At 70.5% G+C, this 15,428-nt stretch carries 15 protein-coding genes and 1 pseudogene; 5 read left to right on the top strand and 11 right to left on the bottom strand.

The window, feature by feature from the left end; translation table 11 throughout:
• Window positions 1-49: 49 nt before the first annotated feature.
• Window positions 50-1,690 carry a DNA alkylation response protein gene (locus ACFY0U_RS31265; RefSeq protein WP_388641530.1) on the bottom strand — a complete coding sequence of 547 codons (1,641 nt, stop codon included), beginning with the start codon at window positions 1,688-1,690 and terminating at the stop codon, window positions 50-52.
• A gap of 65 nt (window positions 1,691-1,755) precedes the next feature.
• On the opposite strand from ACFY0U_RS31265, the gene ACFY0U_RS31260 reads away from it, so the two are divergent.
• Window positions 1,756-2,487, top strand: a complete 732-nt coding sequence (locus ACFY0U_RS31260) for a PaaX family transcriptional regulator C-terminal domain-containing protein (protein ID WP_388641528.1) — start codon at window positions 1,756-1,758, stop codon at window positions 2,485-2,487.
• Between the two features lie 63 nt (window positions 2,488-2,550).
• Here ACFY0U_RS31260 and ACFY0U_RS31255 read toward each other — a convergent pair whose 3' ends face one another.
• Window positions 2,551-3,333 carry a pectate lyase gene (locus tag ACFY0U_RS31255; RefSeq protein ID WP_388641527.1) on the bottom strand — a complete coding sequence of 261 codons (783 nt, stop codon included), beginning with the start codon at window positions 3,331-3,333 and terminating at the stop codon, window positions 2,551-2,553.
• Between the two features lie 40 nt (window positions 3,334-3,373).
• Window positions 3,374-3,517: pseudogene (locus ACFY0U_RS31250) on the bottom strand (pectate lyase); the annotation flags it as partial.
• A gap of 340 nt (window positions 3,518-3,857) precedes the next feature.
• Here ACFY0U_RS31250 and ACFY0U_RS31245 point away from each other — a divergent pair.
• Window positions 3,858-5,174: a PHB depolymerase family esterase gene (locus ACFY0U_RS31245; RefSeq protein WP_388641526.1), complete on the top strand. Its 1,317-nt coding sequence runs from the start codon at window positions 3,858-3,860 to the stop codon at window positions 5,172-5,174.
• Window positions 5,175-5,482: 308 nt separating this feature from the next.
• On the opposite strand, the gene ACFY0U_RS31240 is transcribed toward ACFY0U_RS31245, so the two are convergent.
• Window positions 5,483-6,562, bottom strand: coding sequence for an NADH:flavin oxidoreductase/NADH oxidase (locus ACFY0U_RS31240; RefSeq protein WP_388641524.1), 1,080 nt, complete (start codon window positions 6,560-6,562; stop codon window positions 5,483-5,485).
• A gap of 120 nt (window positions 6,563-6,682) precedes the next feature.
• Between ACFY0U_RS31240 and ACFY0U_RS31235 the strand changes: the two genes are divergently transcribed.
• Complete coding sequence (locus tag ACFY0U_RS31235; protein ID WP_388641523.1) at window positions 6,683-7,036, top strand: ArsR/SmtB family transcription factor; 354 nt, start codon at window positions 6,683-6,685, stop codon at window positions 7,034-7,036.
• On the opposite strand, the gene ACFY0U_RS31230 is transcribed toward ACFY0U_RS31235, so the two are convergent.
• On the bottom strand, window positions 6,956-8,344 hold the full coding sequence (locus tag ACFY0U_RS31230) for a nucleobase:cation symporter-2 family protein (protein WP_388641522.1): 1,389 nt from the start codon (window positions 8,342-8,344) through the stop codon (window positions 6,956-6,958). The two genes, ACFY0U_RS31235 and ACFY0U_RS31230, sit on opposite strands and share 81 nt — an antisense overlap.
• Window positions 8,345-8,432: 88 nt before the next feature.
• On the bottom strand, window positions 8,433-9,776 hold the full coding sequence (locus ACFY0U_RS31225; protein WP_388641521.1) for an FAD-dependent oxidoreductase: 1,344 nt from the start codon (window positions 9,774-9,776) through the stop codon (window positions 8,433-8,435).
• A gap of 199 nt (window positions 9,777-9,975) precedes the next feature.
• Here ACFY0U_RS31225 and ACFY0U_RS31220 point away from each other — a divergent pair, with 199 nt between their 5' ends.
• Window positions 9,976-10,437: a DUF6214 family protein gene (locus ACFY0U_RS31220; RefSeq protein WP_388641520.1), complete on the top strand. Its 462-nt coding sequence runs from the start codon at window positions 9,976-9,978 to the stop codon at window positions 10,435-10,437.
• 27 nt (window positions 10,438-10,464) lie between these two features.
• Here ACFY0U_RS31220 and ACFY0U_RS31215 read toward each other — a convergent pair whose 3' ends face one another.
• Complete coding sequence (locus ACFY0U_RS31215; RefSeq protein WP_388641519.1) at window positions 10,465-11,103, bottom strand: DUF305 domain-containing protein; 639 nt, start codon at window positions 11,101-11,103, stop codon at window positions 10,465-10,467.
• 97 nt (window positions 11,104-11,200) lie between these two features.
• Between ACFY0U_RS31215 and ACFY0U_RS31210 the strand changes: the two genes are divergently transcribed.
• Window positions 11,201-12,700 (top strand): LVIVD repeat-containing protein, encoded by a 1,500-nt coding sequence (locus ACFY0U_RS31210; RefSeq protein WP_388641518.1) that lies wholly within the window; start codon window positions 11,201-11,203, stop codon window positions 12,698-12,700.
• Here the strand turns inward: ACFY0U_RS31210 and ACFY0U_RS31205 are convergent.
• The 4 genes from ACFY0U_RS31205 to ACFY0U_RS31190 all read right to left on the bottom strand — a co-directional run bounded on the left by ACFY0U_RS31205 (window position 12,688) and on the right by ACFY0U_RS31190 (window position 15,413).
• On the bottom strand, window positions 12,688-13,365 hold the full coding sequence (locus tag ACFY0U_RS31205) for a TetR/AcrR family transcriptional regulator (protein WP_388641517.1): 678 nt from the start codon (window positions 13,363-13,365) through the stop codon (window positions 12,688-12,690). The two genes, ACFY0U_RS31210 and ACFY0U_RS31205, sit on opposite strands and share 13 nt — an antisense overlap.
• 153 nt (window positions 13,366-13,518) lie before the next feature.
• On the bottom strand, window positions 13,519-14,235 hold the full coding sequence (locus tag ACFY0U_RS31200) for an HAD family hydrolase (protein WP_388641515.1): 717 nt from the start codon (window positions 14,233-14,235) through the stop codon (window positions 13,519-13,521).
• A gap of 9 nt (window positions 14,236-14,244) precedes the next feature.
• The gene (locus tag ACFY0U_RS31195; protein WP_388641513.1) at window positions 14,245-14,745 is read right to left on the bottom strand and encodes a hypothetical protein; all 501 of its coding nucleotides are present in this window, start codon (window positions 14,743-14,745) and stop codon (window positions 14,245-14,247) included.
• A complete protein-coding gene (locus tag ACFY0U_RS31190) occupies window positions 14,742-15,413 on the bottom strand; it encodes a phosphatase PAP2 family protein (protein WP_388641511.1) in 672 nt (223 codons plus the stop codon). Before ACFY0U_RS31190 ends, ACFY0U_RS31195 begins: the two co-directional genes overlap by 4 nt.
• Between the last annotated feature and the right edge of the window lie 15 nt (window positions 15,414-15,428).

Genomic DNA, 15,428 nt, shown 5'->3' with positions numbered 1-15,428 from the left:
GGTTACTGTCTGCCAACGGCCCTACGGTGGCCGGTCGTTGCTCCCTCGGTCAGTCCTCCCCGGGCAGCGCACGGCCCAGGATCGCGCCCAGATCGGCCGTGTCGGGAAGCGTGCCGAACGCGTGCCCCCAGTCACCGCCGAGCCGGGTCGCGCAGAAGGCGTCGGCGACCGGGGCCGGGGCGTGGCGGACCAGCAGGGAGGCCTGAAGGGTCAGCGCCATCTGCTCCACGAGCCGCCGGGCGCCGGTCTCGGACGCCGAGGCCAACAGGCCCCGCAAGCGGCCCACGGCCGCGTCCAGGCGAGCGTCCGCCCCCTGCGCCAGGGCGAGTTCGGCGAACAGGGCGTCCGCCGTGCCGGGTTCCCTCACCAACGCCCGCAGCACGTCGAGGGCGTTGACGTTCCCCGAGCCCTCCCAGATCGACAGCAGGGGCGCCTCCCGGTAGTGGCGGGGCATGCCCGAGTCCTCCACATAGCCGTTGCCGCCCAGGCACTCCAGGGCCTCCGCGGTGAAGGCCGGGCCCCGCTTGGTGACCCAGTACTTGCCCACGGCCGTCGCGATGCGCCGGAAGGCCTGCTCGCCCTCGTCGCCGCGCACCGCCCGGTCGGCCGCCCCCGCCAGCCGTAGCGTGAGCGTGGTCGCGGCCTCGGACTCCAGGGCGAGATCGGCGAGCACGTTGCGCATCAGCGGCTGGTCGGCCAGCCGGGCGCCGAACGCGCTGCGATGGCGGGCGTGGTGGCCCGCCTCGACGAGCGTCTTGCGCATCAGCGTCGCCGACATCATCACGCAGTCCAGACGTGTGCAGTTGACCATGTCGATGATCGTCTTGACGCCGCGGCCCTCGGGCCCGACCAGCCAGGCGACCGTCCCGTCGAACTCGGGCTCGGAGGACGCGTTCGACCGGTTGCCCAGCTTGTCCTTGAGTCGCTGGATGCGGAACGTGTTCCGGCTGCCGTCGGGCAGGACGCGCGGCACCAGGAAGCAGGACAACCCCTCCGGAGCCTGCGCCAGCACCAGAAAGACGTCGCACATGGGCGCCGACGTGAACCACTTGTGCCCGCGCAGCGTGTACACGCCGGGCTCGGCCGTGGGGGTGGCCGTCGTGCTGTTCGTGCGGACGTCGGAGCCGCCCTGCTTCTCGGTCATCCCCATGCCCGCGAGCAGGCCCGGCTTCTCGGTCGGCACCCGCAGGACCGGGTCGTACTCCCGGGCGGTCAGCAGGGGTTCGTAGACCTTCGCGAGCTCCGGCTGGTGCCGCAGGGCCGGGACGGCGGCGTACGTCATCGAGGTAGGACAGCCGTGTCCGGCGTCCGTGTGTCCCCAGGCCAGCCCGCCCGCGGTACGCGCGACATGGGCGCCCGGCCGGCCGTCCGCCCAGGGCGCGCCGGCCTGTCCCTCGGTGACCGCGACCCGCATGAGGTGGTGCCAGCTCGGATGGAACTCGACCTCGTCGACACGGTGCCCGTACCGGTCGTGCGTGCGCAGCACGGGCTCGTGGCGGTTGGCGAGCTCGGCCCACTCCTGGGCCTCCACGCTCCCGGCCAGCCGCCCGAGCCGGCGGATGTCCTCCTCGGCCCAGCCGGCGCCCTCGCGGCGCAGCCCCTCCAGGAGGGCCGTGTCCTCGGACGCGTCGTACGGGGCCAGGGGCGGGGGCTGATTGGTGACGTCGTGCGTCGCGCGCGTGGAGTCCATGCAGCAAGTGTTGCACTCTCGCTGCGGTCGTAGCAATGATGCAACACGACATACAGTACGTGACCATGCGGACGAACATCACGGTGCGGCCCGACGAGCCGGAACTGCGCCCGCTGTCCGCGCGCTCGGTCGTGCTGAGCCTGCTGCTGGGGGCGCATCCGCCCGAGCTGCCGGTGAAGGAGCTGGTACGCCGCGTGGAGCCCTTCGGTGTCGGCGGCTCCACCGCGCGGGCCGCGCTCAGCCGGATGGTCGCGGCCGGTGACCTGCGGCGCACGGACACCGTGTACCGGCTCAGCGACCGGCTGCTGGAGCGCCAGCGGCGCCAGGACGACGCCGTTCATCCACGCACGCGCGCGTGGGACGGCGACTGGGAGATGCTCGTGATCACCGCGACGGGTCGCGGCCCCGCCGAGCGGGCCGACCTGCGCACCCGGCTGACCGCCCTGCGGCTCGCCGAACTCCGCGAGGGCGTCTGGTTGCGTCCCGCCAACCTGCGCCGCCCCCTGCCGGACGACCTCGATCAGGTGGCCGAGCGCTGCACCGCCCGTCCCGACCGCCCCGCCGGCGAACTGGCCGCCACGCTCTGGCCGCTCGACGCCTGGTCCGCCACCGGCCGGGCCCTGCTCGCCCACGCGGCACGCGCGGATCGCCCCGCGGACCTCTTCGCCGCCTTCGCGGCGGTCGTACGGCATCTGCTCGCCGACCCCGTCCTGCCCGACGAACTCCTGCCCGAGAGCTGGCCGGGACAGGCTCTGCGCGCCGCGTACACGACCTACCGGCGGGAGTTGGGCACATGATGCGGCGGCCGTGCGAAGCGCCGTGCGGGGACGCTTCGTACGGCCGCCTTCACCGTGGGGGGACTACCTGTAGGTGATGTCCGAGGTGGAGTACAGGCAGTTGGTGCTGTCGGGGCCTGTGCCCACCGCGGTGGTGTTGTTGTACTTCTGGCAGGGGACGACCTTGCGGCTGGAGTCGTTGAGGATCGTGATGCCCCTCAATGTCGCCACGTCGTTGCGGTTGACGTTGATGCCGACCAGGCGCGCGGTGGAGCCGGTGCCGGTCACCTCGATGTTGCTGAGGTTGACCTTGCGCGTGTACTGGGTGGAACAGTCGCCGCAGGACCGGTACAGCGTCTTGAACTCGCTGACGGCGAAGTTGGAGATGTTCACCGTGCCGGGTCCGTTGTGCTGGAAGACCTTGTCGGCGGCCTTCTTGGCGCCGCCGCCCGTCACGGTGTAGGTGGAGCCGCCGCGGAAGGTCGCGGCGTCCTCGCCGACGTCCTCCCACCACACGTTCTGCAGGGTGCAGTTGCCCTCGCAGTGGATGCCGTCGGCACCGGGGGCGCCGATGATGACGTTCTTCAGGGTCGCGCCGGCCGCGAGCTTGAAGATCGGGTCCTGGCCCTCCTCCTGCCCGTCGCCGGCCAGGGCGCCGCTGCCGTAGTACCGCTTCATCCCGCCGTCCACGGTGCCTGAGACGGGGATGGTCGCGGACACCGGCTGGCTGCTGCTGGGCGTCGGCCAGGTGGCCGCGTTCGCCGGAGCGGCTCCGGTAGTCATGATCATGCCAAGCGAGAGGCCGAGGGTGGCCGTCGCGCCGGTCAGCGCGCGTGTGCGGGCGCGCGTACGTGGTGCAGAAGTCATGTCCCGATTCCTTCTGTCCGTCGAGCGGTCGAGGGGGGTGTCAGAGCCTTCCGGCGCCCGCGCCGGACGTCGCCGAGGCGACGACCGCCGAGGCGGACTCCGGGGTGTGGCCGTACGGCGGGCTGGTGAAGCCGCCCGTCCGGGAGATCTCGGTCGCGGCCCCGCCGAGATCGTTGCCGCGCACCACCGTGACTCTTTGCGCATGTGTACGTGGGGGGCGAGTACGCATGGGGGTGCGTCCCTTCAGGAGAGCCCTATTCGATCATCTACCTGAATGCCGTGCGTCAATCTGAACAGCGATGTGCGGACATAGTGACGTTCTGGGCCTCTTGTTCAGCCCGTTGGCCACGCTGCTGAACGGAACGTAGAGGGCAAGCGCTTTCTAGTCAACGCTTTGCGCACAACGGATCGCGTCGGCAACAGGGTGTGTGGGAGCGCTTCCATGGCGGCCATGTGCATGTCACCATGCCTGTTGCTCCCCTCAGCGATGCCCCCCACGAGCCGCCATCACGAAGGGACCCACCGTGTCCGCCACTGCCGGCACCTCCGCGAGGAGACCGCTGCGCGCGGTCCTCGCCGCGCTCCACACACTGCTGGTGGCGTTACTCGCCGCCGGCTTCCTCGCCGCCCCGCAGGCCTCCGCCCGCGAGGAGCTCGCCCCGACCGCGACGCTCACCGAGATCACGAACTTCGGTGCCAACCCCAGCAATCTCCAGATGTACCTGTACGTCCCCGAGAGCGTCACCGAGAACCCGGCGATCGTGGTCGCGGTCCACTACTGCACCGGTTCCGGCCCGGCGATGTATTCGGGCACCGAGTACGCCTCGCTCGCCGACCAGTACGGGTTCATCGTCGTCTACCCGTCCGTCACCCGCTCCAGCAAGTGCTTCGACGTCGCCTCGCCGCAGGCGCTGCGCCGCGGCGGCGGGAGCGACCCGGTCGGCATCAAGTCCATGGTCGACTGGACGGTCGACGCCTACGACGCCGACACCAGCCGGATCTTCGCCACCGGCATCTCCTCCGGCGCGATGATGACCAACGTCCTGCTCGGCGACTACCCCGACGTGTTCGCCGCGGGTGCCGCCTTCTCGGGCGTGCCGTTCGGCTGCTTCGCCACCACCGACGGCTCCGAGTGGAACAGCGCCTGCGCCCAGGGCACCGTGATCCGCACCGCACAGGAGTGGGGCGACATCGCCCGCGCCGCCTACCCCGGCTACACGGGACCCCGCCCGCGCATGCAGCTGTGGCACGGCACCGAGGACGACGTGCTGCGCTACCCCAACTTCGGCGAGGAGATCAAGCAGTGGACGAACGTCCACGGCGTCGGCCAGACCCCGGCGGCCACGGACACACCCCAGTCCGGCTGGACCCGCACCCGCTACGGCGGCACCGGTGACCGGGCCCCGGTGGAGGCCATCAGCCTCCAGGGCGTCGGCCACAACCTGTACGCCTGGGGCATGGCGGCCCGCGTCCTCACGTTCTTCGGCCTCGACAGCGACGGCCCCGCACCCCAGCCCCCGGCCGGCCCCTGCAAGGTGACCGTGACCACCAACGCCTGGAACACCGGGCTGACCGCCTCGGTGACCATCACCAACACCGGCACGACCACGCTGAGCGGCTGGCGGCTCGGCTTCACCCTGCCCACCGGCCAGACCATCACCAACGGCTGGAACGCCACCTACGCACCGAACTCCGGCGCGGTGACGGCGACGAACGCCTCGTACAACGCCACGCTCGCCCCGAACGCGAGCGTCAGCATCGGCTACCAGGCGACGCACACCGGCAACAGCGTGGCGCCGGGCGCGTTCACCCTCAACGGAACGGTCTGCACAAGCGGTTGAGGTCCCCGGGGCGGCCGGAGCCATCCGGCCGCCTTCCGGTGACTCAGTACGGCAGCAGGCGTCCCGACGGTGTCCTGCGGTCGATCTTCTCGTCCCGGGGTGCTGCGGGGCGGCGGCTGACGCGGATGCGGGTCTGGCGGTTCATGGCGCCCTCCTCACGTTCGATGCGGCCAGCCTTGTCGTCGGGCGCCCCCGGCACATCGTGCCTACGGAGACATCGACCCCGACCTTCCGGGAGTACGTGCTGGGGGCGCCGTACTCCGGAGGGAGGACCGGAGGGCTCGTCGAGATGGAGCCCCGCGTGAGGGTCAGACCGACCGGTGGTACTGGTCCGGCACATGCACGTCCCCGCCCAGCTCGCGCGCCGCGTGCCGGGCCCACGATGGGTCGCGCAGGAGTTCACGGCCCAGCAGCACCGCGTCCGCCTCGCCGTTGACCAGGATCTTCTCGGCCTGCTCGGGTTCGGTGATCATGCCGACCGCGGCCACCGGCAGTGCGGTCTCCGCCTTCACCCGGGCGGCGAAGGGGACCTGGTAACCGGGGCCGGTCGGGATGCGGACGCCGGAGGCGTTGCCGCCGGTGGAGACGTCGAGGAGGTCGATGCCATGGGCCTGGAGGTCGGCGGCGAAGCGGACCGTGTCGTCCGCCGTCCAGCCGCCCTCCTCCAGCCAGTCGGTCGCCGAGATACGGAAGAACAGCGGCTTGTCGTCCGGCCACACCTCCCGTACGGCGTCCACGACCTGGAGGGCGAAGCGGGTGCGGTTCGCGTACGAGCCGCCGTAGGCGTCCGTGCGGTGGTTCGAGTGCGGGGAGAGGAAGTTGCTGATCAGATAGCCGTGGGCGCCATGGATCTCGGCGACCTCGAACCCGGCGGCGAGGGCGCGGCGGGCGGCGTCCGCGAACTGGCCGACGATCTCCTGGATCTGAGCGACCGTCAACTCGGTCGGCACCGAGTGCCGTTCGTCGAAGGCGAGCGGGCTCGGCCCCAGCGGCCGCCAGCCGTACCCGTCCGTGCCGAGCGGCGCGCCGCCCTTCCACGGCCGGTCCGTGGCCGCCTTGCGGCCGGCGTGCGCGAGCTGGATGCCCGGCACCGTGCCCTGCGACACCAGGAAACGGGTGATCCGGCGGAACGCCTCGACCTGGGTGTCGTTCCAGATCCCGAGGTCGTACGGCGAGATCCGCCCCTCGGGGCTCACCCCCGTCGCCTCGACGATGACCAGGCCCGTGCCGCCGGCCGCTCGCGCCGCGTAGTGAGCGAAGTGCCAGTCGTTCGGAGCCCCGGTCTCAGGGCCCTCGGGCGCCGCGGAGTACTGGCACATCGGCGGCATCCACACCCGGTTGGGGATCGTCAGATCGCGCAGGGTGTAGGGCTCGAAGAGTGCACTCACGGCGGGCTCCAATCATCACGGGACCGAGTGGTCGACTCGTACGATAGGCATCGTAGTACGGAGAGTGTCAAACTACGAGAGGTCTCGTACAATGGGTGCCCCGAAGAGTCTGGAGCCGTCGTGACCTCTCCCGCCGTCAGCAGCCGTGATCTTCCGCACCCGGCGCGCGAGGAGATCCGGCTGGAGCCGATCCTGCACGCGCTCTCCGACCCGATGCGCCTCCAGATCGTGCGAGAGCTCGCCGCCGTCGGCGACGAGCTCTCCTGTTCGCAGTTCGAGCTGCCGGTCACCAAGTCCACGACCACGCACCACTTCCGGGTGCTGCGCGAGGCCGGGGTGATCCGCCAGATCTACCGGGGCACGGCCAAGATGAACGGCCTGCGCAAGGACGACCTAGACGACCTCTTCCCGGGACTTCTCGACAGTCTCCTCGGTGCCGCCTCCCGTCAGGCCGGCCGCCTCGGGAGCGACTGAACCGGCCTTCGAGGGAAGGTGGTTGAACAGCAGGTTCAGCACGATCGCGGTCAGACAGCCCGCGCTGATGCCGCTGTTCATCACCGTCTGGAACCAGTCCGGGAACTTCTCGTAGACCGCCGGCACCCCGACCGGCAGCATGCCGATCGCCACCGAGACGGCCACCACCGTCAGGTTGTTGTTGCCCTTGAAGTCGACCTGCGCGAGCGTCCGCAGGCCGCTCGCCGCGACCGTCCCGAACATCACCAGACCCGCCCCGCCGAGCACCGGCGCCGGTATCGCGGCCACGACCGCGCCCAGCTTGGGCAGCAGGCCGAGCAGGACGAGGATGCCGCCCGCCGTGGCGACGACCCAGCGGCTGCGGACCCGGGTCATGCCGACGAGGCCGACGTTCTGCGCGTACGCCGTGTACGGGAAGGTGTTGAAGACACCGCCGAGGACGGTGGACAGACCGTCGGCGCGCAGACCGTCCGCGAGCGAGCGCGGCTCGACCTTGCGGTCCGTCATCTCGCCGACGGCGATCAGGTCACCGGTCGTCTCGGTCATCGTCACCAGCGCCACGACCAGCATCGAGACGATCGCCGAGAACTCGAAGGTGGGCGCTCCGAAGTGGAACGGCGTGCTGATGCCGAGCCAGTCCGCGTCGCCGATCCCGTCGAAGTCCGTGAACCCGAACGGCACCGCGACCGCGAGCCCGACCACGATGCCGATCAGGACGGCGATCCGGCTCAGGAAGACCGGCGCGAAGCGCTGCACGGCGAGGACGACGAGCAGGACGAACCCGGCGAGCGCGAGGTTCTTCGGCTCCCCGAAGTCGGGCGAACCGACGCCGCCGGCCGCCCAGTTGCCCGCGACCGGGAGCAGCGACAGGCCGATGATCAGGATCACGGTGCCCGTGACGAGCGGCGGGAAGAACCGCAGCAGCTTGCCGAACACCGGCGCCAGCAGCATGATCGCGAGCCCTGCCACGATCACCGAGCCGTAGATCGCGGGGAGTCCGCCGCCGGTGGTGCCGATCAGCACCATGGGGGAGACGGCGGCGAAGGTGCAGCCCTGCATGATCGGCAGGCGCACGCCGAAGCGCCAGAAGCCGATGCACTGGATGAGCGTCGCTATACCGCACACCAGGAGATCGGCCGTGATGAGGTAGGCGAGGTCGGCGGGCGACAGTTTCATCGCGCTGCCGACGATCAGGGGGACGGCCACGGCTCCGGCGTACATCGCGAGGACGTGCTGGAGGCCGAAAGCGGCCAGTTGGCGTACGGGTGGGACTTCGTCGACGGGGTGTACGGGAGCGGTTGTCGTCATGAGCGAGACCGTAGGCTCCTTGAACAGTTTGTTGATTTCCGAGCTGTTGCCGCTGTGTGTCATGCCCACCCGGACGTCTTCCACCCTGCTACGAGGTGATCCTCCGCGCTGCGGCCAGCAACGACTCCCAGTCCGGCAGCTTGACCACACTCCGCCCGAGCGAGGCCCCGAGCTCCGCCTCCGCCCGTTCGATGGCGCACCACCCCGTCCACTCGACGGGCTCGATCCCGTCAGCCCTCAGCGCCGCCAGCGGATCGCCGGCCAATTCCCTGCGTACGAGAACGGCGGCATCCTCCACCAGCGACGTCACCGTCTCCTTCGCGCACGGACGGTTCGTGCCGATCACCCCGGTCGGCCCCCGCTTGATCCACCCCGCCACGTACTCACCCGGCGCGACGGCGCCCTCGCGCAGCACGCGCCCCGCGAGGTGCGGCACCGTGCCGGTCGCGGGGTCGAACGGCAGGCCCTCCAGCGGCACCCCGCGATAGCCCACCGACCGCAGCACCAACTGGGCCGGGATGTCCTCGTACCGGCCGGTCCCCGTCACCCCGCCCCGTCCGTCCGGGAGCGTCCGCTCGAAGCGCACCGCGCCCACCCGCCCGTTCTCCGCGAGGAGTTCGACGGGCCGCAGGAAGAAGCGCACACGGATCCGGCGCGAGGCGGAATGCCCGGGAGCCGTGGCCCAGCCGCGCAGCACCTCCACGTTGCGGCGCTGCGCGGCGGGCAGGGCGGAGGGGTCGAGGTAGGCCGGGTCCAGCGCCAACTCCTCGGGTTCCACCATCACTTCGGTGTCCGGCAGGCCGCCCAGCTCGCGCAGTTCCTTGGTGGTGAAGCGCGCCTGGGAGGGGCCTCGTCGACCCACCATGTGGACCTCGGCCACCCGGCTCGCGGCCAGCGCGGAGAGCGCGGCCTGCGGCATGTCCGTGGGGCTCAGCTCCGCGGCGCCCCGGGCCAGCATCCGTGCCACGTCGACCGCGACGTTCCCCACACCGATGACCACGGCCGAGCGGGCGTCGCGTACGAATCCGTCGTCGACGGCGTCCGGATGGGCGCTGTACCAGGACACGAACTCGGTGGCCGACCAGCTGCCCGGCAGGTCCTCGCCGGGAACGCCCAGATGCCGGTCGGTGGCGGCCCCCACGCAGTACACGACCGCGTGGTAGAGCTCCAGCAGTCGCGCGGCGGGCACCCCGTCCTCGCCCACCCGGACGCCACCGAGGAAGCGCACCCGCTCGTGCTCCAGGACGGTGCGGAGATTGTTCTGGAGGGACTTGATCTTCTCGTGGTCCGGCGCCACCCCGTAGCGCACCAGGCCGTACGGACACGGCAGCCGGTCCAGGACGTCGACACGGACCGACGGATCCAGCTGGACGAGGCTCTGGGCGGTGTAGCACCCGCTCGGCCCGGAGCCGACGACGGCGACACGAAGCACGGCGGTACTCCTTACCCGAGGGATCAGAGGAGATCGCTGATGTCTCCAGCATCGCACCGTCGCTGCTGCGCTGACAGGGTGCTGTACAGGTCCGTGGACGCGTGTCCGTTGGTATGGAAAGTGATCATGCGGTTACGTTGCGTGTGTGCTAGAAGCATCGTTTCTTAATCTTTCTGATCGTTGCCCGACGGACGGTGCGGTGTCCGTGTGGCCCGCGTGGGAAGTGCGGGAGGGTGAGGGCGCCACGGCCTGGTTCAACGTCCGGCTGGCGTTCACCGACGGAGCCCGGGTCGACGCGCTCGCGGTCGTGGCGGAGGGACAGGTCTCGATCGAGGACGTCCGGGCTCAGCCCGCGCTCTCCCTGGACGACCTCGCGGTGTTCGCCGACTGGATCGAGGGCCCGCTCTTCGAGGCGTGCGGAGCCGGACCGGTGGAAGAGGACGACGAGCCGGCCGGATCGCGGCGCGCCCGGCCCGCCTGGCCGCGCGGTGTCGAGGGCCGCCGGCTGCTGGCCCAGGAGTACCGCGCGGCCCAGGAGGAGGGGTTCGACCCGGTGCTCGCGGTGATGTGCGCGACCGGGCACAGCCGCCGCAAGTCGCTCAGGTTGATCGCGCAGGCGCGCGACGCCGGATACCTGACACCACGTCATGCCAGGCGCTGACTAACGCTGTTGAGGTCGCGAGGGGCCTTACAGCATGTCCCGCATCCGCGAGATCTCGGAAGTCTGCTGGGCGACCACGTCGTCGGCCATCTCCTCGATCCGGATGTTGTTGCCCTGTCCCTTCACGTCGGTGGCCATGGTGATCGCCCCTTCGTGATGCGTGATCATCAGGGTGAGGAAGAGCTCGTCGAAGGCCTTGCCCCTGGCGGCCCGCAGCTTGTCGATCTGCGCCTCGGTGGCCATCCCGGGCATCGAGGCGTGGTCGTGCGCGTTGCCCTCCTGCTCTTCCTCCTCCTTGCCGTACGTCTTCAGCCAGCTCCGCATGGCGGCGATCTCCGGCCCCTGGGCCGCCGCGATCCGCTCGGCCAGCTTCTCGACCTTCGTGGACTTCGCGCGCTCCGGGGCGAGTTCGGTCAGCTCCAGTGCCTGGGTGTGGTGCTCGATCATCATCCGGGCGTACGCCACGTCCGCGGAGTTGGGGGAGTCGTCCTCGGCGCGCTGGTCCGCGGCCTCGTCGGCGGAGAGGGTGCGGTTCGCCTCGCCGGGCTTGCCGGGGACGAGGACCGACGGTCCGCTCGGGGCCGGTGTCGCGTCCGAGTCCGCGTCGCAGGCCCCAACTCCCAGCATCGCGAGGGCGGTGAGGGCCGCCGGGGCGAAAAATCTCATTGCGATCTTGTTGCCCCCTGTTGGTATGTGCATGGCGAAGACAATACTTCGGTCGTGCGAGAACCGTTCCGAGGTGAACGGAACTAGGGAGGAAACAGTGATCCTGTTGAAGAATCCCCGAACGCGGCACAGACGACTGGGAGTTGCCACGGCCGCGGCCGGGCTCCTGGCGGCGCTGCTGACGGCGGGACCCGCGGTCGCCACCCCGGACCCCGGGGACGGCCCCACCGTGGGCGAGGAAGTGTCCCAGAGCACCGAGGCCGAGGTCCGGGCCGCGATAGCCGACGGCGAGATACCCGGCAAGGACGAGATCGTCCACTCCGACAACATCGAGCACGTCTCCAACTCGCCCAAGGCCCTGGCGAGTCTCAACTCGGACCTGGCGTTCCAGGGCAGGTACGCCTTCTCCGGCAACTTCGACGGCTTCGTCACCTACGACATCAGCAACCCGAAGGCACCGAAGATCGTTTCCCAGGTCCTGTGCCCCGGCTCCCAGAACGACATCTCGGTCTCCGGGGACCTGCTCTTCCTGTCGACCGACTCCTCGCGCACCGACAACAGCTGCAACAGCACCACGCAGCCCGCGACGGAGAAGTCCTCCTGGGAGGGCATCAAGGTCTTCGACATCAGCGACAAGGCGAACCCGAAGTACGTCGCCGCCGTCGAGACCGCGTGCGGCTCGCACACCCACACGCTGGTGCCCGAGCGCAAGAACGTCTACGTATACGTCTCCTCGTACTCGCCGAACGCCGCCTACCCCGACTGCCAGCCGCCGCACGACGGCATCTCCGTCGTCAAGGTGCCGCGCAACTCCCCGGAGAAGGCGGCGGTCGTGAGCTTCCCGGTGCTGTTCCCGGGTGAGGGCCCGGACGGCGGCGGCAACCCCGGTGGACCCACCAACCCCGGCGTCTCCAAGACCACCGGCTGCCACGACATCACGGTGCTGCCCTCCAAGGACCTGGCGGCGGGCGCCTGCATGGGCGACGGCATCCTGTTCTCCATCAAGGACCCCGAGAACCCGAAGGTCATCGACCGGGTGCAGGACAACGTCAACTTCGCGTTCTGGCACTCGGCGACCTTCAACCAGAAGGCCAACAAGGTCGTGTTCACCGATGAGTTGGGTGGCGGCGGCGCGGCCACCTGCAACGCGGCGGTCGGTCCGAACCGCGGCGCCGACGGCATCTACGACATCGTCGGCAAGGGCGACAAGCGCAAGCTGGTCTTCCGCAGCTACTTCAAGATCCCCCGCCACCAGGCCGACGTCGAGGTCTGTGTGGCCCACAACGGCTCGCTGATCCCGGTCAAGGGCAAGGACATCATGGTCCAGGCCTGGTACCAGGGAGGCGTCTCCGTCTGGGACTTCACCGACTCCGCGAAGCCGAAGGAGATCGCCTACTTCGAGCGCGGCCCGGTCAACACCGAGCAGCTCACCACCGCCGGTCCCTGGTCGGCGTACTACTACAACGGCTACATCTACTCGAACGACATCGCCAAGGGCTTCGACGTCCTGAAGATCAAGGACCGGCGCACGGACGCGGCCAAGTGGGTCCGGCTGGGCGAGCTCAACGTCCAGACGCAGCCGGACTACTTCGACTGACCGGCCGCGGGATCGCCGGTCGCGAAGAAGCGCGACAGATCGGTCTCGTACGTCCCGTCGGACGCCTCAGCGGTGTCCGGCGGGACGCCCAGCTCCCAGTCCAGCCGGTAGCGCCCGAACAACTCGGCCCGCAGCACCGGGATCGGCATCGGAACACCGGGCACCAGGGCGGCGTAGACAGCGCCCATCAGCAGGGCGCGCAGCATCGGATAGTCGGCGTCGACGTCGTCCGAGCCGTAACGGGCGACGGTGTCCCGTAGCAGTTCGGCCAGGCGCCGCTGTTCCGGGCACGGCAGGAAACCCTCGGCCTGAAGCAGTCCGGCCATGTGCTGGCGCATCAGTACGGGACGCTCCCTGGCCAGGCCCAGGATCGCGTCGATGGCCCGCGCCATCCGCTCCCTGCCGTCGTCGGTCCGCGGCTCGCGCTCCAGCGCCTCCTCCAGCGTGCGGTGCATCAGCCGGTGCACGGCGGACTGCACGAGCTGGCGTTTGCCGGGGAAGTAGTACGACGTCAGCCCGCGCGCCGAGCCGGCCCGGTCCGCGATGTCGCCGAGCGTCGTCGCCTCGTAGCCGTGCTCGGAGACCAGCTCGACCGCCGCGTGCAGGAGCCGCTCCCGGGAACGGCGGCGCAACTCTTCATTGACCGAGGCGCTGCGCGGGGACATGCTGTAACTCCTGCGTTGACTGGTTACCAGCCAACTATACTCAGCACGTCCGGACCAGCCGAGGAATCCGCTGGTCAGGGCTGCCGTCTGCCTCGGGCGACGCGGGGGATCGTCCGAGGCGGGCGGTTCTTCCGCCCCAGTGGTGGCCTGAGGCTACTTACCGGCGGTGTTCTTTCGGGCTCCGTCCACGAGATCCAGCACCGGCAGCAGCCCGTCCGGGCGCTCGGTCACCGGCAGATGGTCCACGAAGTGCACCCCGCACCCCAGCGCGGCCGCACCGCCGTCGGCCCGCCGGTCGTCACCGACCATCAGGGTCCTGCGCGGGTCGGCCCCGAGTCCCTCGCAGGCGAGGGCGAACAGCCGGGGATCCGGCTTCTGGACGCCGTGCTCGTACGACAGCGCGTAGACGTCCACGTACGGGTCGAGGCCGTGCTCCCGGAACACGGGCCGCAGGTCCCAGCCGATGTTGCTCACGACCCCGACGCCGATCCCGCGCCCGCGCAGCGCCCGCAGCACCTCGGCGGCGTCCGGGTAGGGCTGCCAGGCGGACGGTGACCGGTGGCGGTCGTAGAGCCGGTCGTGCAGCCCCGGGTCGGGCAACGGCACCTGCCGGGAGAGCCCGGTGTAGGTGGCCCGGTGCAGCTCGGCGCTCTCGTCCCGGGTCGCCCACCGGCCGGCCAGTTCCTCGGGCACCCGCACCGGATTCGCTCCGCCCGGCAGCGCCCCCGCCACCTCCAGCGCCCTCGCCGCCGCGGTGATCTCGGCCTCGGGGAGCGCGATCCCGGACTCGGCGAGCGTTCCGCGCAGCCAGGACTCGGTGGACTCGATACGGAACAGGGTCCCGGAGAAGTCGAACAGCACTGCGATCATGCGGAGATCCTACGAGTCGACGTTCCACTCGACCGGAAGATCGCTGCCGCAGAACACGCACACGAAATCTTCCTCACGCACCACGGAACACTCCCGGCACCGCTCGCAGCGACGGAACACGACCTCGTGGGTGAAGCCGCCGGGGTGGCCGACCCCGGCGGCCTCCAGGGCCCGGGCGACCGCCCGCCACGACGTGAGGTCCGGGCAGTAGCCGGTCGACTGGTTGCTGATCTCGTGGGCCGTCCACCGCCCCGAGGCGCGGCTGAAGGCCATCTCGCCCGCCGCCAGGACGGGACGCCCTGCGGCGCACGCCACATGCTCGCTGCGCCGCGGCGCGAGCCGCAGCCGGCCGTCCAGGTCCACGACGAAGGTGTACGGCTCCCGCGCCTCGGCCTCGCCGCGCTCGGTCACCCAGGCCCCCAGGTCGGCCGGTGAGCCGATGGCGCGGCCCTCGGAGCCGGGGCGGACCGCCGCCCGGATCTCCACCGGTCCCACGTAGCGGTAGCTCACGTGTTCCGACGTCCGTGCACGAGCACCGCCACGGCCACCACCAGCAGTCCCAGCAGCCAGCCGCCCACGACGTCGGTGGTCCAGTGGACGCCGAGCCAGATACGGGTGAGACCGACCCCGACGACGGAGAGCACGGAGACGGCCAGGGCCGTACGGAAGACGCGTCGGCCGGCGTCGTAGTGGTGCAGAAGCCACAGCAGGAGGCCGCAGACGACCGTGGCGGTCATGGCGTGACCGGAGGGGTAGGCCGCGAAATGGGCCGAGTCGACGGGGTCCGGCCAGACCGGGCGGGGACGGTCGACGGCGGCCTTGAGCCCCTGTTGCAGCAGGGTGCCCAGCAAACACGTGATCCCCAGCCACAGAGCCGTCCACCACGCCTGCCGTCGCCACATAAGCCACAGCGCGACCACCGTGCACAGCAGGCGCATCGTCCACGGGTCCCACACCCAGTCCGTGAGGATACGGAAGGTCTGGGTGAGCCCTGACTCGTCCACCGCCCAGCGGTGCGTGGTCGCCGCGATGTCCTCGTCGAGGCCGATCAGGGGGTGCCACCGGACCGCTACCAGGGTGAGCAGCAGTACGGAGCACACGGTCAGGGCACCGGCCGAGCGGAGGGCGGTGCGCTGGTCCTGCGGGCGGGACGGGGCGTCGAGGGGCGGCGAGTGCATACAACGATCCTCTCC

This window comes from Streptomyces sp. NPDC001536 (assembly GCF_042894505.1).
GTDB lineage: Bacteria > Actinomycetota > Actinomycetes > Streptomycetales > Streptomycetaceae > Streptomyces.
Note: the sequence above shows the minus strand (reverse complement) of the source record. Positions and strands in the feature narration are given on the sequence as shown.

What these genes read in the sequence shown, in the direction of transcription:
- ACFY0U_RS31230 (WP_388641522.1), bottom strand. Translation starts at nt 8,344, where the DNA reads ATGACGACAACCGCTCCCGTACACCCCGTCGACGAAGTCCCACCCGTA.
- ACFY0U_RS31200 (WP_388641515.1), bottom strand. Translation starts at nt 14,235, where the DNA reads ATGATCGCAGTGCTGTTCGACTTCTCCGGGACCCTGTTCCGTATCGAG.
- ACFY0U_RS31255 (WP_388641527.1), bottom strand. Translation starts at nt 3,333, where the DNA reads ATGACTTCTGCACCACGTACGCGCGCCCGCACACGCGCGCTGACCGGC.
- ACFY0U_RS31260 (WP_388641528.1), top strand. Translation starts at nt 1,756, where the DNA reads ATGCGGACGAACATCACGGTGCGGCCCGACGAGCCGGAACTGCGCCCG.
- ACFY0U_RS31215 (WP_388641519.1), bottom strand. Translation starts at nt 11,103, where the DNA reads ATGAGATTTTTCGCCCCGGCGGCCCTCACCGCCCTCGCGATGCTGGGA.
- ACFY0U_RS31205 (WP_388641517.1), bottom strand. Translation starts at nt 13,365, where the DNA reads ATGTCCCCGCGCAGCGCCTCGGTCAATGAAGAGTTGCGCCGCCGTTCC.
- ACFY0U_RS31190 (WP_388641511.1), bottom strand. Translation starts at nt 15,413, where the DNA reads ATGCACTCGCCGCCCCTCGACGCCCCGTCCCGCCCGCAGGACCAGCGC.
- ACFY0U_RS31265 (WP_388641530.1), bottom strand. Translation starts at nt 1,690, where the DNA reads ATGGACTCCACGCGCGCGACGCACGACGTCACCAATCAGCCCCCGCCC.